This window comes from Gemmobacter aquatilis (genome assembly GCF_900110025.1).
Taxonomy (GTDB): Bacteria; Pseudomonadota; Alphaproteobacteria; order Rhodobacterales; family Rhodobacteraceae; genus Gemmobacter; species Gemmobacter aquatilis.
In genome coordinates this window covers 168,672-192,740 of record NZ_FOCE01000006.1, presented here as the reverse complement: position 1 = coordinate 192,740, position 24,069 = coordinate 168,672, and the positions used below count along the sequence as shown (strand labels likewise).

The 24,069-nt window shown below is 67.3% G+C and carries 21 protein-coding genes and 1 other RNA gene; 10 read left to right on the top strand and 12 right to left on the bottom strand.

What is annotated here, in order from left to right:
* Positions 1-5: 5 nt before the first annotated feature.
* The 5 genes from BMX43_RS12350 to BMX43_RS12330 all read right to left on the bottom strand — a co-directional run bounded on the left by BMX43_RS12350 (position 6) and on the right by BMX43_RS12330 (position 7,084).
* Entirely contained in the window at positions 6-1,469 is a 1,464-nt protein-coding gene (locus BMX43_RS12350; protein ID WP_091301792.1) for an aldehyde dehydrogenase family protein, read from the bottom strand.
* A gap of 184 nt (positions 1,470-1,653) precedes the next feature.
* Positions 1,654-2,517 carry a LysR family transcriptional regulator gene (locus tag BMX43_RS12345; RefSeq protein WP_091301790.1) on the bottom strand — a complete coding sequence of 288 codons (864 nt, stop codon included), beginning with the start codon at positions 2,515-2,517 and terminating at the stop codon, positions 1,654-1,656.
* Positions 2,518-2,555: 38 nt separating this feature from the next.
* Positions 2,556-4,502, bottom strand: coding sequence for a hydantoinase B/oxoprolinase family protein (locus BMX43_RS12340; protein WP_091301788.1), 1,947 nt, complete (start codon positions 4,500-4,502; stop codon positions 2,556-2,558).
* 1 nt (position 4,503) lies between these two features.
* Positions 4,504-6,540: a hydantoinase/oxoprolinase family protein gene (locus BMX43_RS12335; RefSeq protein WP_091301786.1), complete on the bottom strand. Its 2,037-nt coding sequence runs from the start codon at positions 6,538-6,540 to the stop codon at positions 4,504-4,506.
* Positions 6,541-6,628: 88 nt separating this feature from the next.
* The gene (locus BMX43_RS12330; protein ID WP_091301784.1) at positions 6,629-7,084 is read right to left on the bottom strand and encodes a GNAT family N-acetyltransferase; all 456 of its coding nucleotides are present in this window, start codon (positions 7,082-7,084) and stop codon (positions 6,629-6,631) included.
* An 82-nt stretch (positions 7,085-7,166) separates the two neighbouring features.
* On the opposite strand from BMX43_RS12330, the gene argE reads away from it, so the two are divergent.
* Positions 7,167-8,360, top strand: a complete 1,194-nt coding sequence (gene argE, locus BMX43_RS12325; RefSeq protein WP_245749463.1) for an acetylornithine deacetylase — start codon at positions 7,167-7,169, stop codon at positions 8,358-8,360.
* A gap of 46 nt (positions 8,361-8,406) precedes the next feature.
* Here argE and BMX43_RS12320 read toward each other — a convergent pair whose 3' ends face one another.
* Complete coding sequence (locus tag BMX43_RS12320) at positions 8,407-8,760, bottom strand: cupin domain-containing protein (RefSeq protein ID WP_091301782.1); 354 nt, start codon at positions 8,758-8,760, stop codon at positions 8,407-8,409.
* 364 nt (positions 8,761-9,124) lie between these two features.
* On the opposite strand from BMX43_RS12320, the gene BMX43_RS12315 reads away from it, so the two are divergent.
* From BMX43_RS12315 to rsgA, 5 genes are all read left to right on the top strand, one after another.
* Complete coding sequence (locus BMX43_RS12315) at positions 9,125-10,042, top strand: dihydrodipicolinate synthase family protein (RefSeq protein ID WP_091301779.1); 918 nt, start codon at positions 9,125-9,127, stop codon at positions 10,040-10,042.
* Between the two features lies 1 nt (position 10,043).
* Entirely contained in the window at positions 10,044-11,543 is a 1,500-nt protein-coding gene (locus tag BMX43_RS12310) for an aldehyde dehydrogenase (protein WP_091301777.1), read from the top strand.
* Positions 11,544-11,550: 7 nt separating this feature from the next.
* Complete coding sequence (locus tag BMX43_RS12305; RefSeq protein ID WP_091301774.1) at positions 11,551-12,897, top strand: NAD(P)/FAD-dependent oxidoreductase; 1,347 nt, start codon at positions 11,551-11,553, stop codon at positions 12,895-12,897.
* A 7-nt stretch (positions 12,898-12,904) separates the two neighbouring features.
* The gene (locus tag BMX43_RS12300; RefSeq protein ID WP_091301773.1) at positions 12,905-13,840 is read left to right on the top strand and encodes a LysR substrate-binding domain-containing protein; all 936 of its coding nucleotides are present in this window, start codon (positions 12,905-12,907) and stop codon (positions 13,838-13,840) included.
* Between the two features lie 99 nt (positions 13,841-13,939).
* The gene (gene rsgA / locus BMX43_RS12295; RefSeq protein ID WP_091301771.1) at positions 13,940-14,974 is read left to right on the top strand and encodes a ribosome small subunit-dependent GTPase A; all 1,035 of its coding nucleotides are present in this window, start codon (positions 13,940-13,942) and stop codon (positions 14,972-14,974) included.
* A 37-nt stretch (positions 14,975-15,011) separates the two neighbouring features.
* Here rsgA and BMX43_RS12290 read toward each other — a convergent pair whose 3' ends face one another.
* Positions 15,012-15,599 (bottom strand): helix-turn-helix transcriptional regulator, encoded by a 588-nt coding sequence (locus BMX43_RS12290; protein WP_091301769.1) that lies wholly within the window; start codon positions 15,597-15,599, stop codon positions 15,012-15,014.
* Between the two features lie 277 nt (positions 15,600-15,876).
* Here BMX43_RS12290 and BMX43_RS12285 point away from each other — a divergent pair, with 277 nt between their 5' ends.
* Positions 15,877-16,680 carry a c-type cytochrome gene (locus BMX43_RS12285; RefSeq protein WP_091301767.1) on the top strand — a complete coding sequence of 268 codons (804 nt, stop codon included), beginning with the start codon at positions 15,877-15,879 and terminating at the stop codon, positions 16,678-16,680.
* A gap of 308 nt (positions 16,681-16,988) precedes the next feature.
* On the opposite strand, the gene ffs is transcribed toward BMX43_RS12285, so the two are convergent.
* From ffs to BMX43_RS12265, 4 genes are all read right to left on the bottom strand, one after another.
* An RNA gene (gene ffs, locus BMX43_RS12280) (signal recognition particle sRNA small type) lies at positions 16,989-17,085 on the bottom strand.
* A 108-nt stretch (positions 17,086-17,193) separates the two neighbouring features.
* Complete coding sequence (locus BMX43_RS12275; protein WP_091301764.1) at positions 17,194-18,138, bottom strand: alpha/beta hydrolase; 945 nt, start codon at positions 18,136-18,138, stop codon at positions 17,194-17,196.
* The gene (locus BMX43_RS12270) at positions 18,138-18,764 is read right to left on the bottom strand and encodes an HAD family hydrolase (RefSeq protein WP_139201578.1); all 627 of its coding nucleotides are present in this window, start codon (positions 18,762-18,764) and stop codon (positions 18,138-18,140) included. The genes BMX43_RS12275 and BMX43_RS12270 overlap by 1 nt, the downstream gene beginning before the upstream one ends.
* A gap of 38 nt (positions 18,765-18,802) precedes the next feature.
* Positions 18,803-20,683 (bottom strand): bifunctional 2',3'-cyclic-nucleotide 2'-phosphodiesterase/3'-nucleotidase, encoded by a 1,881-nt coding sequence (locus BMX43_RS12265; protein ID WP_245749462.1) that lies wholly within the window; start codon positions 20,681-20,683, stop codon positions 18,803-18,805.
* A 251-nt stretch (positions 20,684-20,934) separates the two neighbouring features.
* Between BMX43_RS12265 and nudC the strand changes: the two genes are divergently transcribed.
* Positions 20,935-21,891 carry an NAD(+) diphosphatase gene (nudC, locus tag BMX43_RS12260; protein ID WP_091301759.1) on the top strand — a complete coding sequence of 319 codons (957 nt, stop codon included), beginning with the start codon at positions 20,935-20,937 and terminating at the stop codon, positions 21,889-21,891.
* Positions 21,892-21,948: 57 nt separating this feature from the next.
* Positions 21,949-22,422 (top strand): SRPBCC family protein, encoded by a 474-nt coding sequence (locus tag BMX43_RS12255; protein ID WP_091301757.1) that lies wholly within the window; start codon positions 21,949-21,951, stop codon positions 22,420-22,422.
* A 44-nt stretch (positions 22,423-22,466) separates the two neighbouring features.
* Here the strand turns inward: BMX43_RS12255 and BMX43_RS12250 are convergent, their stop codons facing one another.
* A complete protein-coding gene (locus BMX43_RS12250) occupies positions 22,467-23,300 on the bottom strand; it encodes a prephenate dehydratase (RefSeq protein WP_091301877.1) in 834 nt (277 codons plus the stop codon).
* Positions 23,301-23,421: 121 nt separating this feature from the next.
* Between BMX43_RS12250 and BMX43_RS12245 the strand changes: the two genes are divergently transcribed.
* Positions 23,422-23,937, top strand: a complete 516-nt coding sequence (locus BMX43_RS12245; protein ID WP_091301755.1) for a c-type cytochrome — start codon at positions 23,422-23,424, stop codon at positions 23,935-23,937.
* Positions 23,938-24,069: the final 132 nt, after the last annotated feature.

The following is a 24,069-nucleotide window of genomic DNA, read 5'->3' as shown; positions in this document are numbered from 1 at the left end:
CTGCCTCACAGGTCGATCAGCACGCTTTTGGTGCGGCGGTTGGCGTGATAGGCGTCGCGGCCCAGATCCTTGCCGATGCCCGAGGATTTGTAGCCCCCCGTCGGCAGGATGTGATCGCGCGAGCGGCCATAGCGGTTGATCCAGATCGTCCCGGCCTCCAGCCGTTTCATCACCCGCATGGCGCGTGACAGATCTTGGGTGAAGATGCCGGCCGCCAAACCATATGTGGGGTGATCGGCTAGGGTGAGGGCCTCTTCCTCGGTGGTGAAGGTCTGCAGGGTCAGCACCGGGCCGAAGATTTCTTCGGTGACGGCGGTGTTGGTCTGGCTGACGCCTGTCAGCAGGGTGGGGGCGTAGAAATAGCCGGGATGATCCAGTCGGCTGGCGCCGGTGACAACCTCGGCGCCTTCGGAAATTGCGGCGTTCACAAGGCTCTCGATGCGGGCGATCTGGCGGGCGGAGATGACAGGAGAATATTCTGTGGCGGCGTCCCAGGTGGGGCCGATCCGGCCGGGTTTCAGCCGGTCGGCCAGGGCTGCGGTGAAGGCTTCGGCCACGCGGGCATCCACCAGCACGCGGCTGCCTGCGACACAGGCCTGACCGGCGTTGAACAGGATGTTGCGGGCGATGCAATCGGCGGCCAGCGTCAGGTCGGCATCGGCGAACACCAGCTGCGGGCTTTTGCCGCCCAGTTCCAGCGTCATGGGCTTGATGCCTGATCTTGCTATGTTTTCCATGATGGCCGCGCCTGCGGCGGTTGATCCGGTGAAGCTGATCTTGCCGATGCCGGGATGGCCGGTCAGGGCGTTTCCGGTGGTCGGGCCGTCGCCCAGAACCACGTTCACCACGCCCGCCGGAATCCCCGCCTGCACCGACAATTCGGCCATGCGCAGGGTGGCGAAGGGGGTCATTTCCGAGGGTTTCAGCACAACGGCATTTCCTGCCGCCAATGCGGGACCAAGCTTCCATCCGGCCATGGAGATCGGGAAGTTCCACGGGGTGATCGCCCCCACCACCCCGTAGGGTTCGCTGACGATCATGCCGAGTTGATCGCCGCGCGTCGGCACCAGATCGCTGCCTTCCTTATCGGCCATTTCGGCGAAAAAGCGGATCTGTTCGGCGGTGACCGCGATGTCGCCCGCGACCAGTTGGCTGATGAGCCGGGTGGAGGCGACGGCCTCCAACTGTGCCAGATGTTCGGCATCGGCCTCGATCAGATCGGCCCAGCGATGCAGGGCGCGGGTGCGGTCGCGCGGTTGACATGATCCCCAACCTGATGATTTCAGGGCAGATTTTGCAGCGCAGACCGCCTCGTCCACCAGATCGGCCCCGGCGATGGGCAGGCCCGCATAGCCCAGACCATCCGAGGGGCGGTGCAGGGTCATGCAATCGGTGGCGGGGCGGTAGGTGCCGCCGATGAAATGGCCATGCGGCAATTCCAGCGCATTGGGATCGAAAGACAGGCTCATGGGATTCTCCGGCGGGGCTGGGCTTGGCAGCAGCTTAGCGGAGGGGGGGCCGCAGATTGCATCGGGGGCCGGGATGGCGCAGTGGAATATTCTGTTTGTCCGGCGCCGGGCGCAATTCCCTGTGGTCCGCAACCGTCGGCTTTGCGTACACCCCCTGTACACCGGGGGGCGGGCGTTTTTGCGGTCAGATCCGGGCGCGCAGGGCGGCCAGAAACGGGCGCGCAAGCCGGGAGACCGGGCGGGCACTGTCGGTCGAGGCGCTGAGGCTCATGGTGATGCGGGGGCGGAAGGGGCGGCGGATCAGGCCGGGGAAATCGGCCAGCCCATCGACCAGCGCCACCCCCAGACCGGCGGCGACCAGGGGGGCGGCGGCGACGGAGGAGGCGACTTGCAGGGCGACATCGCGGGTCAGCCCGGCCTCGCGGAAGGCATCGTCCAGCGCCGGGCCGATGGTGGCGTGGCTGCCGTAAGAGATCAGCGGATAGGGCGCCAGATCGGCGGGGGTGAGTGTGTCCTGCGCCGCCAGCGGATGCGCCGCGGGCAGCAGCACGGCGAGGGCGACCGGCGCCAGCGCCTCGCAGCGCAGCGTGGGGGCGAGCAGGGGCGAGAGGGTCAGGCCAAGGTCGATGTCGCCCACGCGCAGCGCCTCGGCAATCTCGCGCGCGGGGAGGCTGTGGAGGTGGATCTTCACCGACGGATGCGCGGCGCGGAAGGCCAGCAGCGCGGGCGGCAGGATCGACCAGACCACCGGCAGGCTGGCACCGATGCGCAACAGGCCCAGCTTGCGTTCGCCCACCCGGCGCGCCAGATCGCGCAACACCTCGATCTCGCGGAACACGCGGTTGGCGTCATCGGCCAGCAGATGCGCCTCGGGCGTGGGGACAAGGCGGCCTGCGATGCGTTCAAACAGCTTGTAGCCCAACTGGTCTTCCAGATGCTGCAACTGTTTCGAGGCGGCGGGCTGCGAAATGTTCAGGCTGGCGGCGGCGGCGGTCAAGGTGCCGTCGCGCAGGATGGTGCGGAAGAGTTCAAGCTGGCGGGCGTTCATCCCGCCAGCGGGCCATATCTGGGCGGCCAGCGCAAGGGTCAGAGCGCGTAGGTGGCGCGCAGCCGGGTGAACAGGGCGGGCAGATCGGTTTCGCCCGCCGCCACCGCCGCAAAGACCCGGTGCTTCAGGAAGAAGCGCCAGCCGACGGGTTGGGCGGCAAGGAAGGCGGTGAGATGGGCGTAACGCTCGGCCGTCCAGACCTGTTCAAAGGCGCGGCGGCCGGTGCTGAAGGCATAGGGTTCGGGCGCGGGGCGCGGGGCGCTGCGCAGGGCAGCGGTGGCGGTGGCCTCCACCACGCCGTCCCGGATCACCACGCCGTAATCGCGGGCGGCGGCCTGCGGGCTGACGGCGCCGCGCTGCACATCCTGCGCCACAAGGGCGGCGGGCCGGGTGAACGGGTCGCCCCAGCCGCCCGCACCGGGGCCGGTGACGCGGATCACATCGCCGGGGGCGCACTGCACCAGATCGGTGTTGCCCAGTTCAATGGCCTGATCGGTATCGGGGTTTTTCACGAAGCGCGAAATGCAGGGCTCGCCCGCGCCCATCAGGCCCCAGGCGCCCATGACGGAACGGTTGCGGTTGCGGGCGGTGACCACGGTTTCGGGGGCGGAAACCTGAAACTCCATCACCGCCGACAGCCCGCCGCGCCAGAAGCCGGGCGCGCCGGTATCGGGGGCAAGGCCATAGCGCAGAAAGCGGATCGGCACCTCGGCCTCGGTGATCTCGATCGGGGTGTTGCGCAGAAAGCCGGTGGCGCCCCCCGCGCCGTCGCTGCCATCGGCAAAGGGGGTGGCGCCGCCGCCGCCGCCGACCGGGCCGATGGAGGCCATGATGGGCCGGCCATTCCGCGCGGCGGTCTTGATGTTCATGATGGCATTGCCACCGGGGGCGGCGGCGGGGATGCGGCCGGGCAGGGCCTGCGCGAAGGCGCCGACCGTCACGATCTGCGTCATGGCGCAGGTGAGCGAGCGCATCCCGATGGCGGCGCCGGGGGCGGAGTTGACCATGGTGCCTTCGGGCAGGATGGCGCGGGCCGGGCGCAGCGTGCCCGCGTTGAGCCAGAGCGTCGGGTCCAGCGTGAACAGCACATAGGTCAGGCCGACCATGACCAGCGGGTGGCGTTCGCGCCCGCCGGTGGGCATGTTGAGCGACGAGCCCAGTTGCGGGTCCGACCCGGTATAATCCAGCGTGATTTCATCGCCCTTGATGTCCAGCGTCAGGGCGATGCGGGCGGGCAGGCCTGCCGGGCTGTCCTCATCCGCGTAATCGGCGAAGGCATAGCGGCCATCGGGGATGGTGGACAGGATGCGGCGGGTCTGCGCCTCGGCATGATCGAGGATCGCTTCGACGCCGGCAAGGAAGGTGGGCAGGCCGAAGCGGCGGATGATGCCGTGCATCTTGCGTTCGCCGATATTGACCGAGGCGATCTGGGCGGCGAGGTCGCCAAGGTTCTGATCGGGCATCCGCACATTGGCGCGGATCAGTTGCGCCACGAACGGGTTCTGCACGCCGTTTTCCACCAGTTTGATCGGCGGGATGCGCAGGCCCTCTTGCGCGATTTCGGTCAGGCTGCGCGACAGGCTGGCGGGCACGGCGCCGCCGACATCGGTGTTGTGAATATGGCCCACGACGAAACAGGCCAGTTCGCCGTCAAAGAACACCGGCTTCCAGATGTGGATGTCGGGGGTGTGGGTGGCGACGTGACCCGCCTCGGGGTCGTTGGTGATGCAGATGTCGCCTTCGGTATAGCTGGGGATGCAGGCGAGCAGCGGGCCATAGTCGATGCCGGAATACCAGGGCGCGCCGAACTGTCGGGGGTTGGCAAAGGCGAGCCCGTCGCGGGTGACGATCTGGCAGGAGAAATCTTCGGTTTCCTTCACGAAAGCCGAATGGGCGGTGCGCATCAGGGTGAAGGCCATGGCATCGGCGGCGGCGCCGCAGAAATTGGCCAGCACTTGCAGGCTGCGGGGGGAGATGGTGGTCATGTCAAAGCTCCCGCGTCAGGACGAGATTGCCGAAGGGATCGACCTCCAGCGCGAAGCCGGGGGGGATGACGGTGGTGGTATCGTCTTGCGTGACGATGGCGGGCGCGCGGAGCCGGTGGCCGGGGTGCAGGCTGGCGCGGGGGTAAAGCGGGGTCGCGTGCGGCTGGCCGTCGAACCAGCCGGTGACGCTGCCGCTGGGCAGGGCGGGGCCGGTGGCGGGGGCGGGGCGGCGCAGGCGGGGTTTGGGGGTGGGGGCAGAGGCGACAAGGCGCAGGTTGACGATCTGCACCGGGGCCTCAGGGCTGGCATGGCCGAACAGGCGGTCATGTTCGGCGTGGAAGGCGGCGGCGATGGCGGCGCGGTTGGCGGTGTGCAGCCATGCGGGGTGCAACGGGGTTTCGATCTCGTAGGATTGGCCGAGATAGCGCATGTCGGCGCTGACGGTGATCTGCGCTTCGTCGGCATGGCCCTGCGCGGCGAGCCAGGCGCGACCGGTTTCCTCCAGTTCGGCCAGGGGGGCGGCGAGGGCGCGGGCGCCGTCTTCTGTCAGATCCAGAAACAGGGTGCGGATGAAATCGTTGCGCAGGTCGGCGATCAATCCGCCAAGGGCGGACACCACGCCGGGGGTGGGGGGCACGACGACGCCTTTCATATCCAGTTCCCGCGCAAGGAAACAGGCGAGCATGGCCCCGGCGCCGCCGAAGGCGAACAGGTGAAATTCGCGCGGGTCGATGCCGAAGCGCGAGATCAGGCCGGACACCTCGGCATACATCGCGGATACCGCGATTTCGATGACGCTGGCGGCGGTTTCTTCAACGCTGGCGCCCAGTTGCGCGGCAAGCGGCGCGATGGCGCTGCGGGCGGCGTCCTGCGCGACCCGCACCGCGCCATAGCCCAAGGCGCCGTGGCCGATCAGATTGCAAACGGCCATGGCATCGGTGATCGTGGGTTTCACGCCGCCCCGCCCATAGCAGGCCGGGCCGGGGGTGGAGCCTGCGCTTTCCGGCCCGACGGTCAGGATTCCGCTGGCATCGACGGCGGCGACCGAACCGCCGCCCTGACCCACCGAACTGACGGCGACCGAGGGGATGTGGATCTGGAAATCGCCGATCACCTCGCCCGTGCCATATTGCGGCACGCCGTCGAGGATCACCGCGACATCGGCGGAGGTGCCGCCGATGTCGAGGCTGAGCACTTTGGGAAAGCCACATTCCCGCGCCAGCCAGCCCGCGCCGATCACGCCCGAGGCGGTGCCGGACAGGATCATCTGCACACATTCGGCGCGGGCCTGCGCGATGCCCATCACCCCGCCATTGGATTTGGTGATATGGGCGGGAACGGTGACACCCTTGTCCTTCAGCGCGGATTCGAAGCGATCGAGGTAGTGGGCGACGCGGGGCTGGACATAGCCGGAGATCACGGCGGTGATGCTGCGTTCATATTCGCGGATCACTGGCCAGGTGCCCGAGGAGGTGACGACCGGCAGGCCGGGCGCCAGTTCGGCGATCATCGCGGCCACCGCCTGTTCATGCGCGGGGTTGCGATAGGCGTGCAGGAAGGCGAGCACGATGCCTTGGGCGCCCTTGGCCTGTGCCTGCGCCAGCATCTGCGCCACATCGGCCCGGGCCGGGGCCAGCAGCGGGGTGCCATCGGCGCCCATGCGTTCGGCGATGCCGAACACCCGGTCGCGCGGGATCAGCGGCGCGGGGCGTCTGGAATACAGGTTGTGGATCTGCGGGATCTTGAGGCGGGCAATTTCCAGCACGTCTTCAAAGTTGCGGGTGGTGAACAGCGCCAGATCCGGGCCGTTGCGCTGGATCACCGTATTGATGCCGACGGTGGTGCCATGGGTGAAATAGCGGACCTCGGCCGGGTCGATGCCGTGATCCTGCGCCAGACGGTCCAGCCCGGTGGTGATTTCGGCCCCCGGGGCATCGGGGCGGGAGAACACTTTCAGCGTGGTCAGCGCGCCGTCATCATCCAGCACCGCGAAATCGGTGAACGACCCCCCGACATCGACGCCGATCCTGTAGCCCATGATGTGCCCCCTTCTGTTGCTGCGGTCAGTATCGCGGCAGGGGCGGGCGGGGGCCAATCGTCGCGCGCCGGGTGCCCATAACCCGGGGTTATGGGGCGGGTTTCGGCACGGTCATGTAGTATTCGGGATGCGGGGCGGGGGCGTAGCCCGCTTTGGCATAGACGGCATGGGCGTCGCGCGTGGCCAGCATCCAGCTTGTCACCGTGGCGAGTTCGGGGTGGCTGCGGATGGTCAGCGCCAGCCACTGTGCCAGGCCGCGCCCGCGATGGGCGGGCAGCACGAAGACATCGCGCAGATAGGCGAAGACGGCGTAATCCGTCACGAGCCGGGCAAAGCCTGCCATCGTGCCATCGGGGGCATAAAGGCCCATCGGCAGGGATCCGTCCAGTGCGCGTTCCAGCACCGGGCGGGGCAGGCCGGTGGACCAATAGGCCTGTTCGGCGAGGAAGCGTGCGACGGTTTCAATGTCGATCCGGCTGCGCTCTGTGCTGAGGGTGTAGCCGTCGGCGCGGGTCCAGCTTGCGGGGGGGATGGTGTGGAACATGGCGGTCTCCTTCCCGTGACTATGGCACAGGGCGGCGGGGCGCGTCGTCCGGCAAGGGCGGCGGATCGGCAGGGAATTGCGGGTGGGCAGGGTGGTTCGGCAGGATCTGCGGGGGCGCATGGGGATGATGGGCGAAAGCCTGCTGGAGCCTGACATGACGCCCGAAGCGATCCTTGCCGATCTTGTTGCCCTTGCCGATCTGCCCGGTGTTTCCAATGCGCGGATGGCCGGGTGCATCCGGGCGCATCTGGCGCGGTTGGGGGTGGAGTGCACGGTGCTGCCGGGGCCGGAGGGCGACCGGGTGAACCTGTTCGCCACTATCGGGCCGCGCGATGTGCCGGGCTATGTGCTGTCGGGCCATATGGATGTGGTGCCGGCAGAGGGGCAGGTCTGGGCCAGCGATCCGTTCCGGCTGCGGGCCGAGGGCGGGCGGCTGTATGGGCGCGGCGCCACCGACATGAAGGGCTATCTGGCCTGCATGATCGCCATGGTGCCGGAATTTCTGGCGATGGATCTGCGGCGGCCCATCCATCTGGCGTTTTCCTATGATGAAGAAATCGGCTGCCGGGGCGTGGGGCATCTGATCGCGCGGCTGCCCGATCTGTGTGCGCCGCCCCTGGGCTGCATCGTGGGCGAGCCGTCGGACATGGTGCCGGTGCTGTCGCACAAGGGCAAGCAGGCGGTGGAACTGGTGATCGAGGGGCGGGCGGCGCATAGCTCGCAGCCCGATCTGGGGGTGAATGCGATCTATCCGGCGGCGGAAGTGCTGCTGTTCATCCGCGATCTGGCGGTGCGGCTGGCATCCGAGGGGCCGTTTGATGCGCGGTTTGCCCCGGCACATTCGACGGTGGTGGCCGGTGTGGTGCGGGGGGGCGCTGCGGTGAACATCATTCCTGACCGTTGTGCCATCCAGATGGAGGTGCGGTCGGTGCCGGGGCAGGCGCCGCAGGATATTACCGCGCAGGTGCTGGCGCGGCTGGAGGGGTTGCAAGGGGTGCGGGTGTCGCATCACGAGCTGAGCAGCTATCCGGCGCTGCCGCCGCCCGAGGATCGCGGTCTGGCGGAACTGCTGGAGCGGCTGACCGGCAAAGCGGCGCTGCAATCGGTGAGCTATGGCACCGAGGCGGGGCTGTTTCATGCGGCGGGCGTGCCGTCGATCATCTGCGGGCCGGGCTCGATCAACCGGGCGCATCGACCGGACGAGTTTGTGACGGTGGCGGAACTGGCAGCCTGCTGCGCCATGCTGCGCGGGTTGGGGCAGGTGGCGGCGGGCTGACCCCGCCGCGCGTGTTCTGAATGGCGGGCTTGGCCCGCCATACGGATCAATAGGCGACGACGTAGATCTTGCGCACGGTTTCGATTGTGCGCCAGGTGCCGACGAAACCGGGCTTCATCACGAAGCTGTCGCCCGCGCGATAGGTGACGGGCGGTTGGCCGTTTTCGGTGATTTCCACAACGCCTTCGAGGATATGGCAGAATTCGAAGGTTTCGCCCTTGATCGAATGGGTCAGGCCCGGCGTGGCCTGCCAGACGCCGGACTTGATCTTGCCATCGCGCGCCTCGTCCATCGCCCAGGTGGAAAATTCGGGCGTGCCTTCGATCAGGCGGTCGGGGGCGGGCAGGGCGTGGGTGGGCGCGAAACTCGGGTTGGGGTCGAGGGTTTTCAGCAGGGTCATGGCGGTCTCCTTTTCCGGGGACAGGATAGGGGCAGGGCGCAGGCGGGGGTGCCGCAGGCGCGGGGCGGGCAGCGGATCGTGCCGAATTGGGCAAGGCAGGCGGCGGAAAATGCGCCGGGGTGGGGCGCCCGCGCGGCCGGGGGCCGCCGGGCGACGGATCGGGATGCGGCGGCGGCCTTGCAGGTTTTTGGGGCAGGCACTGCATTGGCATCAGTTCAGCTAATGCCAAGCCGCAAAGCAATCTCGTTTGCGGGACGGGGCCCTGCGGGATTACCCCTTGGCCCATGGGGCGGCTGTGCCCCGCGCCTGACCGGGGCAGACGGGCATCTGGTCGGGCGGCACATCGCAAGAGAGGGCCTCGACCATGACAGTCCGCTATCGGCTGGAAGGCATCTATACCCCGGTCATCACGCCGTTTCACGCTGATCTCGGCGTGGATTTCGACGCTTTGGCGGAACTGGTGGACCGGCTGGCCACGGCGGGGGTTCACGGGTTGATCTCGGGCGGGTCCACCGGCGAGAATTATGCCGAAACGGTGGAAGAACGGCTGCAGATCGCGCGGTTCGTGGTGGAGCGCGCGAAGGGCCGCCTGCCGGTGTTCATCGGCACCGGGGCGCTGCGCACGCCGGATTCGCTGGCGCTGGCCTCGGGCGCCAAGGCGATGGGGGCGGATGGCATCCTGCTGGGCACGCCGCCCTATTCGGTGCCGACGGAACGGGAAAACGCGCTGAACGCGCTGGCGATCGACCGTGCGGCGGATCTGCCGATCATCCTCTACAACTATCCGGGCCGGATGGGGGTGGAGATGGGGGTGGAGTTTCTGGACCGGGTGGGCCGGTCGAAGAACGTGATCGGCATCAAGGAAAGCTCGGGCGATATCAACCGGGTGCATCTGCTGGCGCGCGATTACCCGCATATCCAGATGTCCTGCGGCATGGACGATCAGGCGCTGGAGTTCTTTGCCTGGGGCGCGCGAAGCTGGATCTGCGCCGGATCCAACTTCCTGCCGGAAGAACACATCTATCTGTATGAAACCTGCGTGTTGCAGGGCGATTTCGCCAAGGGGCGGCGCATCATGTCGGCCATGCTGCCGCTGATGCGGGTGCTGGAGCAGGGCGGCAAGTTCATCCAGTGCATCAAGCATGGCATCGAGACGACGGGCCTGAAGGCCGGGCCGCTGCGCCCGCCGCTGAAAGGGCTGAACAAGGACGAAAAGCGCGCGCTGGAACAGGTGATCCGCACGCTGAAAACCACGATTGCCGCGATCCGGGAAGGGAATTGAGATGACCGATCTTCTGACGCATGAGGAATACCGCGCCATCGCCGCGTCGCTGGACCTGCCGCAGAATGCCTATATCGACGGCGGCTATCGCCCGGCGATTTCGGGCGCGACCTTCGAGACAGTGAACCCGGCCACCGGCACGGTGCTGGGCACGGTGGCGGCCTGTGGCGCGGCCGATGTGGGTCTGGCGGTGGCCAAGGCGCGCGAAGCCTTCGAGGACGGCCGCTGGTCGCGGTTGCCGCCCGGCGCGCGCAAGGATGTGCTGGTGCGGTTGGCCAAGCTGATCGAGCGCAATGCCCGCGAGTTGGCGGTGATGGAAAGCCTTGATAGCGGCAAGACGATCTATGATTGCGAAACCGTGGATGTGCCGGAAACCGCCCATGTCATCCAATGGCATGGCGAGTTGATCGACAAGATCTATGATCAGGTCGCCCCCGCCTCCAACGACCATATCGCTTTGGTGGTGCGCGAGCCGGTGGGTGTGGTGGGGCTGGTGCTGCCGTGGAACTTCCCGCTGCTGATGCTGGCGTGGAAGATCGGCCCGGCGCTGGCGGCGGGCTGTTCGGTGGTGGTGAAACCTGCAGCGGAAACCAGCCTGACCGCGCTGCGGCTGGCGGAACTGGCCTCGGACGCCGGGCTACCGCGCGGGGTTTTGAACGTGGTCACCGGATCTGGCGCCGAGGTGGGCGAGCCGCTGGGGCGGCACCCGGATGTCGATATGGTGTCGTTTACCGGATCGACCGTGACCGGGCGGCGCTTTCTGCACTATTCCGCCGACAGCAACCTAAAAGAGGTGGTGCTGGAACTGGGCGGCAAGAACCCCTGCATCGTGCTGGATGATGCCGAGGATCTGGATGCCGTGGCGGCGCATGTGGTGAACGGCGCCTTCTGGAACATGGGGCAGAACTGTTCGGCGGCGTCGCGTCTGATCGTGCAGACCGGCGTGAAGGACCGGCTGCTGGAGAAGGTGGCGCAGCACGCCCGCGAATGGGTTGTGGGTGATCCGCTGAACCCGGAAGTGCGGGTGGGGGCGCTGGTGTCCAAGGCGCATTTCGCCAAGGTGGCGGCCTATCTTGAACTGGCCGATACCGTGCTGATGGGCGGCAAGGTGGTGGCCGAAGGGTTCATCGAGCCGACGATTGTCGAGGCGGCGCAGGGCTCGCGTCTGGCGACCGAGGAAATCTTTGGCCCGATCCTGACGGTGGTGCCGGTCACCAGCTTTGAACAGGCAATCGCGGTGGCGAATGATACCGATTATGGCCTTGCTGCATCCATCTTCACCGCCAATGGCAAGCGGGCGCTGCGCGGGGCGCGGATGCTGCGGGCGGGCACGGTGACGGTGAACAGCTTTGGCGAGGGCGACATCACCACGCCTTTCGGCGGCTACAAGCAATCGGGCTTTGGCGGGCGGGACAATTCCATCCATGCCCATGATCAATATACCCAGTTGAAAACCATCTGGCTGGACCTGACCGATACCAGCGACAGCGCGATTGCGTGAGGGTGCAATGAGCCTGCGTTCCGTTCGCCGTCTTCCTGTCCATACCGGCCCGGCGGGCTGGGCCGCGATCCTGCCCCCGGCGGCGCCGCGTGCGGCGCTGCGGGGCGAGATGGGCTGCGATGTGGCCATCATTGGCGCGGGGTTTGCGGGCCTGTCGGCGGCACGGCGGCTGCGCCAGATCGCGCCGGACGCGCGGGTGATCGTGCTGGATGCGGGCCGTGTGGCCGAAGGGGCGGCGGGGCGCAATTCGGGCTTCATGATTGATCTGCCGCATGAACTCACCTCCTCCGACTATGCCGGGGCGGGTGAGGCGCGCGACCGGGTGCTGACCCGGCTGAACCGTCATGCGATTGATTTCGCGGAAGCCGCCGTGCGCGATTATGCGATCCCGGCGGGGTATTTTCAGCGGTCGGGCAAGATCAACGCGGCGGGGTCGGGTGTCGGCATGGCGGCGAATGTCAGCTATGCCGCGCATCTGGCGGCGCTGAAGGAACCGCATGAGATGCTGGATGCGCAGGTGATGCGGCAGATCACCGGCAGCGGCTATTATCAGGGCGGGTTGTTCACGCCGGGCACGGCGATGCTGCAACCGGCGGGCTATGTGCGCGGGCTGGCCGAGGGGCTGGAGCGGGAGGGCGTGACGATTCTGGAACAAAGCCCGGTGACCCGGTTCGAGGCGGTGGGCGCGGGCTGGCGGTTGCTGGGCGCGGGCGGGGCGATCACCGCGGCGAAGGTGATTCTGGCGAATAACGGCCATCTGGAAAGCTTTGGCTTCAAGCAGGGGCGGCTGATGCATATCCTGCTGAATGCCTGCATGACCGCCGAAATCCCGGCCGAGGCGTTGCGCGCGCTGGGCGGGCAGGACTGCTGGGGCGCCACGCCCGCCGATCCGATGGGCAGCACGGTGCGGCGGATTTCCACTGCGCAGGGCGGCAACCGGATCGTGATCCGGCAGGGCGGCTATTACCGGCCCGACATGCAGACCAGCGCCGCCGATCTGGCCCGCGTGACGCGCAAGATGCGGCAGAAATTCGAGGCGCGCTTTCCGCAACTGGCCGGGTTGCCGTTTGAACATGCGTGGTCGGGGCATCTGTGCCTGTCGAAAAACGCGGTGTCGGTGATGCGCGAGCTGGAGCCGGGGCTGTTTTCGGCCTGCGTGCAGAACGGGCTGGGCACGGCGCGCGGCACGCTGACCGGCATCGGCGCGGCGGAGCTGGCCTGCGGCCAGACCAGTGCCATCACCGGGTTTTTCACCGCCGAGGCCGAACCGGCCCGCCTGCCGCCACATCCGTTCGACACGATTGGCGCGAACCTCTATCTTCGCTGGAAGGAATGGCAGGCAAGGGCGGAGTGACAGGGGCATGAGACCAGTTCGCCGCAGACATCTGCCCTCGCTGGGCGCGCTGGCCACCTTCGAGGTGGCGGCCAAGCATCTGTCGTTCACCCTTGCGGCGCGCGAGTTGAACATCACGCAGGGCGCCGTCAGCCAACAGATCCGCCTGCTGGAAAAGGCGCTGGAGGTGGAACTGTTCATCCGCCGCCACAATGCGCTGGACCTGACCCGCGCCGGGGCCGATCTGTTTGGTGCGGTGGGGGCGGGGCTGGATACGATCAGCGCGGGCGTGGCGCTGTTGCAGCCTGATACCGCGCCGCAGGTGGTGACGGTTTCGGCCACCGACGGCATGGCGGGGTTCTGGCTGAAACCGCTGATCGACAGCTTTCGCGCCGATCATCCCGAGGTCGGCTTCGTGATCCTCGCCTCGGACGAGGATGATACGCTGCGCAATTACTCCGGCGTCGATCTGGCGCTGCTGTGCGGGAACGAGCGCTGCGAGGTGGGTGAGGTGCTGCATTACCTGTTCCCCGAGGTGGCGCAGCCGGTGTGCAGCCCGGCCTATCTGGCGCAGCATGGGCCCTTTGCCGAGGCGGAAAGCCTGAACCGCGCCAATCTGCTGCATCTGCACGACCGGCATTGGAGCGCGGAGGCCATCGGCTGGCAACCCTTGGGCTGGGAGGAATGGTTCCGTGCGCAGGGCAGCCGCTGGCAGAAGGCGGCATCGAGCCTGTCCACCAACAAGGTGTCGCTGCTGATCGGGGCGGCGCTGGCGGGCGAGGGTGTCATGCTGGGCTGGCAGCACATGATCCGCGCCGACCTTGCGGCGGGGCGGCTGGTTCCGGCGCATCCGGCGACGCTGACGGCGGGGCGGGGGAACTTTCTGAAATGTCAGACGGCGGCGCTGGAACGGCCCGCCGTTGCGCGGTTTGTGGAGCATCTGCTGGCCGCGCTGGGCACCTGAAGGGGGCATGTCGCGCAGGCGGTCCGATTTCCGGGGGGATCGCGGGCCAAGGTCAGAGCAAATGTTGCATCTTCCACGGGCGGCAGTCATGTATGGGGCATGACACCGGCCTTTCAGATGCCTTCTGCCGCGCTGGCCAGCCTTGGCTGGTCGCCGTTCTTTGCCGAGCAGATCGAACCTGCCGATGCCGGCCTTGTTCCGGTTCGCATCGCCGTCGTGCACCGATCACGGCTGATGGCGGAAACCGGCAGCGGCGCGCAGATCCGGCTGGGTTTGCAGGGCGGCGGCACAATGGATTTCGCGGTCGGCGACTGGGTTCTGATGGATCCCGAAACCCGGATGACCGTTCGCAGGCTGGACCGGAGGACCGTGCTGCGCCGCCGGACGGAAAGCGCCCATATCCCGCAACTGATTGCGGCCAATGTGGATACGCTGTTCATCGTGACCTCGTGCAACGAGGATTTCAATCTGGCGCGGCTGGAACGCTATCTGGCGCTGGCGAACGAGGCCGGGGCCAACCCGGTGGCCGTTCTGACGAAGATTGATCAGGTGGCCGATGCCGAAACCTATCGCGCCGAGGTCGCGGCCTTGCAGCGTGGCCTTGCCGTTGTGCTGCTGAATGCCAAGGCCCCGGATGCGGCCCTTGCCCTTGCGCCCTGGTGCGGCCCGGGCCAGACGGTTGCGCTGGTCGGGTCTTCGGGCGTCGGCAAATCGACGCTGCTGAACACGCTGGCCGACAAGGCGCCGGATCAGGCGCAGCCGACCGGCGGCATCCGGGAACATGACGCCAAGGGGCGCCATACGACGACCGCCCGGTCGCTGCATGCCATTGCGGGCGGCGGCTGGGTGATCGACACGCCGGGGATGCGGACGCTGCATGTGAGCGACGTTGCGGCCGGTCTGGACGTGCTGTTTGCCGAGATCACCGAACTGGCCCCGGCCTGCCGGTTCCGCGATTGCACCCATGCGCATGAGCCGGGCTGTGCCGTGCAGGCGGCGGTGGCGGCGGGCACCCTGTCGGCCGAGCGTCTGGAACGCTGGCGCAAACTGGACGCGGAAAACCGCGCCAACACCCCGGTTCAAACCGGCCCGCGCGGCAACAAGTCTGCCCCGCAGCGCAGCAAGCGGCGCTGAGGGCCGGGGCGCGCGGCTGACGGGGGCCTGACCTGCGTCACTCCGGGCTGCGCTGAGCGCCCCGACGCGGGCGCGTGTCATTCTGTGTGGCGCCGAAATCCAGAAACTCGTCCATGAACAGGCCCAGAAGCTCGGTGCGAGTGCCGATCCCGGCCTTGTGGAAAATGGCGCTCAACTGTGCCTTGATCGTGCCTTCCTTGGTTTTGCGCAGTTGCGCGATTTCGGAAATCTTCAGGCCGCGCAATGACAGGAGCGCGATGTCACTTTCCGCTTTGGACAGACCCCAGGCCGCGAACTTCTGGACGAGGATATCGTCAAAATGCCCGCGCAGGAGATCCAGCCTGTCGCGTTGCAGGGCTTCTGCGTGACCGAGGCCGCGCAGCTCGCGCTGCGACAGATGGAACCCCAGCAGCAGAAGGCCCACGGCGGCGGTTTCCGTAACGAGATGGGCGATTTGCCACATCGTCAGCCCCCGGTCGTCCAGAAGATCGTTGTGCAGCTCGATGGCGATGTCGGTGCCGAAGACCAGGGCACAGACCAACTGGATCAGGGCAGCCCCCCGGATCGAGGACCACAGGCTGCGTATCAGGCCGGTTCCTGCGGTGCGGAGGGGGGCAGAAATCATGGCGCTACACTCCCGGATCGTGAAGGTGGGGCGACCGCACCCAGAAGGCATCAGCCGCCAATGCTATTTGCGTAAACCAAAGTGCAAGTTGTCGCTTTGCGCCACGTCAATGCCTCTGTGGACTATTGTCTGTTTTGACCGTCGCTCGTTTACTTTTTTCTGCGAAATCAGGGAGCCTTCTGGTTTCGCGACATGGACGGCGCAGGGCTCCGGTGCGGGATCTTTGCCAGCCCCCCCGGACTCCGAAGGCGCTCGGGTATCAGGGGAGGAGAATACCATGCAGCGATTCGTCTTGGCCGCCGCAAGCGCATTGGCTTTTGCGTTTTCCGGTGCGGTGCTTGCCGACGGGGATGACGACTATGACCACAAGCCCGAGGCGCAGGATTTTATCCATGGCGCGCCGGAAGTGCCATCGGAAGCCTGGACCTTGGCTGCCGGGGGGCGGATCTACGACAACTGGTGGAGCGCGCTGGACCGGGACGAGCCAGAGGGCACCAACCCGGCCTATCCGACAGGCCTGAACACCGAGCAAACCGGCGCCGGAACCTGGCGGTGCAAGGAATGCCATGGCTGGGACTATCTGGGCAAGGATGGCATCTATGCCAAGGGAAGCCATTTCACCGGGATCAAGGGGATCAACGGCGCCATCGGAAAGCCGGTGGAAGAGATCGCGATGACCCTGCGCGATGCAAACCACCCCTATTCGACCGAGATGATTTCCGACGCAGAAATGTTGCGCGTGGCGGCCTTTGTCAGCCGGGGGCAGGTCGATATGCGATCCTTCCTCGATTACGAGACGCGGACCGTCAACACCGGCAATGTGGAGCGTGGGCGTGAGATCTTCCAGACCACCTGCGCGGCCTGTCACGGGTTTGACGGGCGCCTGATCGACTGGGGCGAAGACGGGGCTCACAACTATGTGGGAACCGAGGCCAGAGAGTTGCCCGACGAGGTGATGCACAAGATCCTCAGCGCACATACCGGGGTCCAGATGATCAACCTGCGTGCCTTCCCGCTGTCGGACGCGATTGATGTTCTGTCCTATGCGGCGACATTGCCACTGGATCCGCCTGCCGAGTGAGGAGGCGCGCGGCCCGGATTTGGCGGCGGATCGCGTCGCCGCCAAAAGCGCCCGCGCTGCGGATGGTCTGAGTGGTCTCTTGCCATGTGCCCGGCCGGGGAACCGCCTGTGCCGGTCTGGCGGTTCCGTTTCCAAAACAGCGCCAGCACCCCGGCTTGCGCAGCCTGCAGCGGTGGTTGCCGCCGGGAGGCGGGACAGGTCGGACATGCCGAGAACCTGACGTAGAGCGGACGCAACACCGCAGCGCGCTCAGGGGCGACAAGCCCTTGATATCAAGGGGATTTTTCGTCAATCGCTTATGGTGGTGGGGTGAGAGGCTGGACAACGACCCAAGCGGGGCTCGTTACGGCTGCTTCCTTCCGGACCTGACCGGGTTGGCGAGGCGCTCGCCCGCGCCAACCTCTCAAGCGGGGAGATAGGGCAGGTGCGGGGGTTTTGCAAGCCCTTGTGATCGGCGGGCGGTGTGATCTGTACGCCGGGGCGGCCGAGACACCCCCGCAACAGGGGGGCATCTCAGCGCGGCAGGGCGGACAGGAAGCCGGACAGCAGTGTGGTGAAACGTTCCGGCGCGGTGGCGCGGCTTTGCAGATGGTCGCCGGGGGTCAGCAGCACGGTGGTCTGGCCCTGCCGCGCTTCCAGCAGGGCGAGACTGGTGGCCGGGGGCACGATCCGGTCGCGCGTGCCGTGGAACAGCAGGATCGGCCCTTCGAACTGCGCCAGCACCTCTGTCACCCGCGCCTGCGCCAGATTGACCCCATGGGTCAGCCCGAAGGCGGGCACGGCCAGCGGCGCGCCAAGGCTGCGCAGCGGCAGGCCCAGCAGGTCGGTTACATGGCGCAGCACGGCGGGGGCATCCAGCGCGGGGGCATCCAGCACCAGCGCCTCGACCAGATCGGCATAATCCGACCGGGCGAGGAATTGCCCGGCGATGCCGCCGCCCATCGAAGCCGCGACCAGCACCACCTGGTCGATCCCGCGCGTCTCCAGCAGGGCCACTGCGGCTTCCAGATCCGCCCATTCGGTCAGGCCGAAGGCGCGCAGCCCGTCCGGGGCGGCCGGGGCGCCCGCATCGTTGCGATAGCTGATCAGCAGCACGGGCAGGCCCGCCGCGTGCAGTTCGGGCAGGTAGAGATACCCATCCTCGCGCGCGCCGCCGATGCCATGCACCACCACGGCTGCCCGCGTGGCGCCCGGCGTGCCCGGCACATACCAGGCGGGTGCGGGGCCGAGCGGGGTTTCCACCATCAGCGTTTCGAACGGCAGACCGAAGGCCTGCATCGGATCGCCGCGATAGCCAAGGGTCAGCGGATCGGTGATCCCCTCGGGTGCGGTGGCGAAGGCACGACCGGACAGCACCTCGACCAGCAGCCGATGCGCGAACCAGGTGGACCCCAGCACCGCCAGCAGTGCCAGAACGACAAGCCCGCTCAGCAGGCGGCGCGGCCAGACCCCGCGCATCACAGCAGCCCCGCCAGCCGCGCGCCCTCGATCAGCGAGGGCGCGACGTGATGGGCAAAGCGCCCTTCGGTCGGCAGCAGATCGGGCACCTGCACCACCACGCAGCCCGCCGCCATCGCGGCCTCTGCGCCGGTTTCGCTGTCTTCAAACACCAGACAGCGGGCGGGGGCCACGCCCAGCCGTTCGGCCATCAGCAGATAGGGTTCGGGATGGGGTTTCGGCGCGGTCACATCCTCGCGCGTCACGATCTGCGCAAAGCTATCGGCCAACCCGGCCAGCGCCAGCTTGCGCCGTGCACTGGCCCGCTGCGACGAGGTGCAGAGCGCGCGGGGTAGGGTGATCCGGTCCAGCAAATCCATCGCGCCGGGTTTCAGCGGCACGCCCTGCGCCAGTTCCGCCTCGAACCCGTCGCGCCACAATTGCGTCAGCCGGGCCAGATCCAGATCGGGGAAGCTGGCGCGCAGCAGGGCGTCGCCCGTCGCCTGGTCCTTGCCGATCATCGCCAGAAACAGCGCCTCGTCCTGCGGCTGGTCCAGCGCGGCAAAGGCGGCCAGTCCGGCCCGGATCGCCAGGCTTTCCGTGTCGATCAAGGTGCCGTCGAGATCGAAGATCACTGCGTCGAACATGGCCGTCTCCTGTCTGCGGGTTGCCTTCGCATAGCGGATCACAGATGCAGACGGAAGCGCAGGAAACCGGCCTCGGTCAGTCCCAGCGGTTCGGGGGCGAAATGCGCGATGTCGGCCAGATGGGCCTGCGCGCCCGGCCCGGTGTCGAACAGCACGCTGGCGCCGGGCACCGGCAGCAGGTGAAAGCTGCTGGTCCTGTCGGAGACGATGGGCGGCTGATCGGCCACGCAGCGCAGCAGAATGTCACGGATGGTGGCGCGGCCCACGTCGATCAGCCGGTCGGCCCGGGCCGCGTGATAGCCGCCGCAGCCCGCCGCGCGATAGCTGTTGGTGGCCAGCACGAATTCCGCCGCCGGGTCGATCGGCTGCCCCGCAAAGCGCAGGTCGCGCACTCGCTGTGCCCCGGGATCGGCCAGTGCGCCGAAGCGATCATAGCGGGCGGGTTGGGTCAGATCGACGGCGAAGCTGACCCCCAGAATCCGGTCATGGTTGTAGCTGGGGAAATCGTCGTCGATCAGCGGCTGGTCGGGCAGGCCGGGGGTGATCTGCCGATAGAGACCCATGGCGTTTTCCAGCCAGTCCTGCAATTCGGCCCCGGTCAGGCGTAGCGCGGCGATGGTGTTGGGAAAAAGATACAGCTCTGCCACATTGCGCAGGGCCAGCGGCCCGGCCGGAATGTCGATGTAATTGCCCGGCCCGCCGCGCCCGCCAGCCCGGAAGGGGGATACGGCGGACAGGACGGGAAGCTGCGCCTCGGGGCGGCCCTGCAACTGGTGGCGCACATGATCGGCCTGCGCCTGTGCCACCACGCGCAGCGGCAGATTGGCGGCCACCGCCACGAAATAGCTGTGCAGCGGCGCGGCGCTGGCGCCCACCGGGCGGCGGGCATAGGCCAGCGTTGCGGCGTGATCGGGGTTGACGGCGCGCAGCACTTCGGGCGCGGGGGGCAAGGCCGCCGCACCCTGCACGGGACGTGCCGCGACCTGTGCGCCGCGCACCTGCCAGCCGTCCGGCCCCTGCGCGAGGTCAAGGTCGATCACCCCCAGATGCGAGCCGTTGAAGCCCGGCATCACCGCAGGCGTGCCCATGATCCGGCCCGCCGCCACGTCGATTCCCGCCAGCCCCGCGAAAGCATCCGACGGGAAGACGAGATGGCTGTGCCCGGCGATGATCGCATCAATGCCCGGCACGGTGGCCAATGCAGTGGTGGCATTCTCGGCGCCCGGGTCCAGATCCAGCGCGCCGATGCCGGAATGGGACAGGGCCACCACCAGATCGGCGCCCAAGGCCCGCATCCGGGGCACGAGGACCGCCGCCGTTTCGGCGATGCCACGGGTGTGCAGGGCGCCCGCCAGCAGCAGCCGGTCCCAGTCCACGATCTGCGGCGGGGCAAAGCCGATCACGCCGATGGTGATCGGGTGGCGCCCGCCCGCGTCATCCAGCAAGGTGCGCTTCAGCAGCACGAAGGGCGGCAGCAGCGTGTCATCCTCGGTCGGGCTGGCGCCCAGCCGCCGCGCCACATTGGCGGAAACGATGGGAAACCCGGCCCCGCCCAGCGACAGCAGCAGCGGGTCCAGCCCATAGTTGAATTCGTGATTGCCCAGTGTTGCCGCGTCATAGCCCAGCCGGTTCATCGCCTGCACCGCCGGATGCACCCGCCCGGCCTGCAATGCGCCCGACTGCATGATGTAATCGCCCAGCGGATTGCCCTGCAGAAAATCGCCATTGTCGAACAGCAGCACATTCGGCACCTCGGCCCGCGCCTGCGCGATCAGCGCCGCCGTGTGCGCCAGCCCGATCCCGGTGCTGGGCCGGTCGGTGAAGTAGTCATAGCCCAGCAGATGCACATGCACGTCGGTCGTGGCCAGCAATCGCAGCGTGCTGCGGATCGCGGGGCGGCGGGAGGGGCGGGACGTCAATCGGGGCACCTCTGTCAGGCAGGGCGCAACAGGCGCCAGTTGGTACAGGATACAACCAGAGGCGGAGATTCCATATCGACTTTAGCCTCGTATCCCTGCCGCTGCAGCGACCGGGCCACAGCCCTGGCAGGGGCCGGGGCCGCCCGGGGGCGCTTTGCGAGCCGCAGCGCAATTCATCGTCGATCATCTGAGCATTTGCAACCACTTGCCGCCCATGGCACAGCTTGCACCACCAGAGGCGGAGGGATGTCATGCGCCATGCGGAAACGGTAACTTTCGGCGGGTCGGGGCTGGACCGGGCGGCGGCGCTGCGCGGTGATGCCGCAGCGCAGGCGCGGCTGCTGGCCGAAGGCCGCGTGCTGCCGGTCTGGCGGGGCAAGCCGCTGCTGGCGGGCGATGCGGGGCTGGGCTGGCTGCCCGCAGCGCATCCGGCGCTGGCCCATGCGGTAGCTGCGCCAGTGTTTCTGGGGCTGGACGGCACGACCCCGCGCTTTGCGCAGGATATATCGGACTGGAGCCCCGAAGCCGGGGCCGAGGCGGTGGAGCAGGGGTTCCTCGATTCCTCGCAACAGACCCACCCCGCCTTGCCCGGCGATTGGGTGTTTGCCGAGTTGCGCGCCTGCATGACCCTTCTGTCCCCCCGCGAGGCCGAACTGGCCGCCACCGCCCGCGCCATCCTGCACTGGCATCGCAGCCATGGCTTCTGCGCCACCTGTGGCGCGCGGTCGGAGGTGGCGCAGGCGGGCTGGCAGCGCACTTGCCCGGCCTGCGGCGCCCAGCATTTTCCGCGCACCGACCCGGTGGTCATCATGCTGGTCACCCGGGGCAACCGTGTGCTGCTGGGCCGCTCGCCCGGCTGGCCCGAAGGGATGTATTCCTGCCTTGCCGGGTTCATCGAACCGGGTGAAACCATCGAAGCCGCCGTGCGCCGCGAGGTGATGGAGGAGGCGGGCATCCGCCTTGGCGCCGTGCGCTATCTGGCCAGCCAGCCCTGGCCCTTCCCGGCCTCGCTGATGCTGGGCTGCGCCGCCGAGGCGCTGGATGACACGATCACCCTCGATCCGGCGGAGCTGGAAGACGCGCTCTGGCTCAGCCGCGAAGAGGTTCTGGCCGCGATGGCGGGCGAACACCCCCGGGTGAAACCGGCCCGCAAGGGCGCGATTGCCCATTTCCTGCTTGCAAACTGGCTTGCGGATCGGCTGGATTGAGGGGATGAACAGGCAGCGAAAACAGGGCGGCAAGCCTATGGAAAAACAGGGCGGGGCATGAAACTTTCGACGCGTGAAGACATCGAGGCGCCGCTGGCCACCGTGTTCCAGGCCTTCGCCGATACCGACGCCTGGGAACGCGCCGTGCTGCGGCGCGGGGCCGAGGTAACGCGGGTTGACCGGCTGAGCACGCCGGGGCCGGGCATGGCTTGGGTGGTGGGGTTCGACTATCGCGGCAAGCCGCGCCGTGTGACCGTCAAGCTTTCACAGATCGAAGCGCCCAATATCCTGGCCTTCACCTATTCCACCAGTGCTTTTGAAGGCAGCTTCAGCCTTGATTTTGTGGAGCTTTCGGCCCGCCGCACCCGGGTTTCCTTCGCAACCGAAGTGAAGCCGCGCACGCTGGCGTCGCGGCTGTTGCTGCAGTCGATGAAACTGGCCAAGGGCAAGGTGGAGCGCAAGTTTGAAACGCGCATCGCCCAGATCTGCCACGAGATCGAAGAACGCCACCGCGCCGCGCCGCGGCGCTGAGCGGGGTCAACCTGACCGGGGCTGGCCAGCGGGGCAGGGGGCGTTCAGTGACGGCTGGGGTCGGCGGGATAGACGCCCAGAATGTCATGGGTGCTGGTGAAATAGCGCAGCTCTTCCAGTGCCAGCGCGACATTGGCATCCTCGGGATGGCCCTCGATATCGGCATAGAACTCGGTCGCGGTGAAGCTGCCGCCCACCATATAGCTTTCCAGCTTGGTCATGTTGATGCCATTGGTGGCAAAGCCCCCCAGCGCCTTGTACAGCGCCGCCGGAATGTTGCGCACCCGGAAGGTGAAGGTGGTCATCATCTTGCCCGGGCCGCGCCGGGCCATGTCGATTTCGCGCGACATCACAAGGAAGCGGGTGGTGTTGTTCGCCTGATCCTCGATATGGCGGGCCAGCACGTCCAGCCCGTAGATCTCGCCCGCGAGTTCCGAGGCCAGCGCGCCCATCGACCGCTCGCCTTTCTCGGCCACGATCTTGGCAGACCCGGCGGTATCGGCCCCCGCCACGGCGCGCAGGTTGTGCTCTTTCAGGAATTTGCGGCACTGGCCCAGCAGCACCGTATGGCTCATGGCCTGCGTCACCTCGCCGATCGGCGTGCCCGGCAGCGCCAGCAGGTTGATATGCACCCGCACAAAGGCCTCGTCCACGATGCGCAGCCCCGATCCGGGCAGCAGCGAATGGATGTCGGCCACCCGGCCATAGGTCGAATTTTCCACCGGCAGCATCGCCAGATCGGCCTCACCGGCGCGGCAAGCCTCGATTGCATCCTCGAAGGTGCGGCACGGCAGCACATCCATTCCCGGCCGCGCCTGACGGCAGGCCTGATGAGAATAGGAGCCGAGTTCGCCCTGAAACGAGATCCGCCCTGCCATGATGTCACACTCCGTGGTCATTTCGCCGCATTTGCGCAGTCTGAGGCGCTACTACACCTTGAAACATGAGGGGGGAAGCGGATAGAAGCCCCCACAGCGACAAGCCAAAGTAGGACGCGACATGTTCGACACGATGACATCAACGAAGGTGCTGGGCGCGGTCTGCGGGTCGCTTCTGGTGTTCCTTCTGGGTAACTGGGCCGCAGATGGCCTGTATTCCATGGAAGGCGGCCATGGCGGCGAAGAAACGCAGGCCTATGTGATTCCGGTGGAAGGCGCCGCGACGGAAGCCACCGCCGAAGCCGGCCCGAGCTTCGATGAAGTCTATGCCTCGGCCGATGCCGCCGCAGGCGAAAAGGTGTTTGCCAAGTGCAAGGCCTGCCACAAGCTGGACGGCGCCGATGCCACCGGCCCGCACCTGAACGGTGTCGTGGGCCGCGCCAAAGCGTCGAGCGCGGGCTTCGGCTATTCCGATGCGCTGGTTGCCATGGCTGCCGAAAGCTGGGAACCCGCCAAGCTGGACGCTTTCCTGACCAGCCCGAAAGGCTATGCGCCGGGCACCAAGATGTCCTTCGCCGGTCTGCCCAAGGTCGAAGACCGGGCCAATGTCATCAAGTATCTCTCGACGCTGCAATAATTCTGCCAGCGCCGGATCCGATTTCAGGGCCGCCCCAAGGGGCGGCCCTTTGCTTTTGTGCGCCCCGCCCCGCCGCTTTCACGCATTCGCGCCTTGAGAGGGCGGGATTTTCCGCTACTCTCCCTGCCCAAA

What these genes read in the sequence shown, in the direction of transcription:
- BMX43_RS12350 (WP_091301792.1), bottom strand. Translation starts at nt 1,469, where the DNA reads ATGAGCCTGTCTTTCGATCCCAATGCGCTGGAATTGCCGCATGGCCAT.
- BMX43_RS12345 (WP_091301790.1), bottom strand. Translation starts at nt 2,517, where the DNA reads ATGAACGCCCGCCAGCTTGAACTCTTCCGCACCATCCTGCGCGACGGC.
- BMX43_RS12340 (WP_091301788.1), bottom strand. Translation starts at nt 4,502, where the DNA reads ATGACCACCATCTCCCCCCGCAGCCTGCAAGTGCTGGCCAATTTCTGC.
- BMX43_RS12335 (WP_091301786.1), bottom strand. Translation starts at nt 6,540, where the DNA reads ATGGGCTACAGGATCGGCGTCGATGTCGGGGGGTCGTTCACCGATTTC.
- BMX43_RS12330 (WP_091301784.1), bottom strand. Translation starts at nt 7,084, where the DNA reads ATGTTCCACACCATCCCCCCCGCAAGCTGGACCCGCGCCGACGGCTAC.
- BMX43_RS12320 (WP_091301782.1), bottom strand. Translation starts at nt 8,760, where the DNA reads ATGACCCTGCTGAAAACCCTCGACCCCAACCCGAGTTTCGCGCCCACC.
- BMX43_RS12315 (WP_091301779.1), top strand. Translation starts at nt 9,125, where the DNA reads ATGACAGTCCGCTATCGGCTGGAAGGCATCTATACCCCGGTCATCACG.
- BMX43_RS12310 (WP_091301777.1), top strand. Translation starts at nt 10,044, where the DNA reads ATGACCGATCTTCTGACGCATGAGGAATACCGCGCCATCGCCGCGTCG.
- BMX43_RS12305 (WP_091301774.1), top strand. Translation starts at nt 11,551, where the DNA reads ATGAGCCTGCGTTCCGTTCGCCGTCTTCCTGTCCATACCGGCCCGGCG.
- BMX43_RS12300 (WP_091301773.1), top strand. Translation starts at nt 12,905, where the DNA reads ATGAGACCAGTTCGCCGCAGACATCTGCCCTCGCTGGGCGCGCTGGCC.
- rsgA (WP_091301771.1), top strand. Translation starts at nt 13,940, where the DNA reads ATGACACCGGCCTTTCAGATGCCTTCTGCCGCGCTGGCCAGCCTTGGC.
- BMX43_RS12290 (WP_091301769.1), bottom strand. Translation starts at nt 15,599, where the DNA reads ATGATTTCTGCCCCCCTCCGCACCGCAGGAACCGGCCTGATACGCAGC.
- BMX43_RS12285 (WP_091301767.1), top strand. Translation starts at nt 15,877, where the DNA reads ATGCAGCGATTCGTCTTGGCCGCCGCAAGCGCATTGGCTTTTGCGTTT.
- BMX43_RS12275 (WP_091301764.1), bottom strand. Translation starts at nt 18,138, where the DNA reads ATGCGCGGGGTCTGGCCGCGCCGCCTGCTGAGCGGGCTTGTCGTTCTG.
- BMX43_RS12270 (WP_139201578.1), bottom strand. Translation starts at nt 18,764, where the DNA reads ATGTTCGACGCAGTGATCTTCGATCTCGACGGCACCTTGATCGACACG.
- nudC (WP_091301759.1), top strand. Translation starts at nt 20,935, where the DNA reads ATGCGCCATGCGGAAACGGTAACTTTCGGCGGGTCGGGGCTGGACCGG.
- BMX43_RS12255 (WP_091301757.1), top strand. Translation starts at nt 21,949, where the DNA reads ATGAAACTTTCGACGCGTGAAGACATCGAGGCGCCGCTGGCCACCGTG.
- BMX43_RS12250 (WP_091301877.1), bottom strand. Translation starts at nt 23,300, where the DNA reads ATGGCAGGGCGGATCTCGTTTCAGGGCGAACTCGGCTCCTATTCTCAT.
- BMX43_RS12245 (WP_091301755.1), top strand. Translation starts at nt 23,422, where the DNA reads ATGTTCGACACGATGACATCAACGAAGGTGCTGGGCGCGGTCTGCGGG.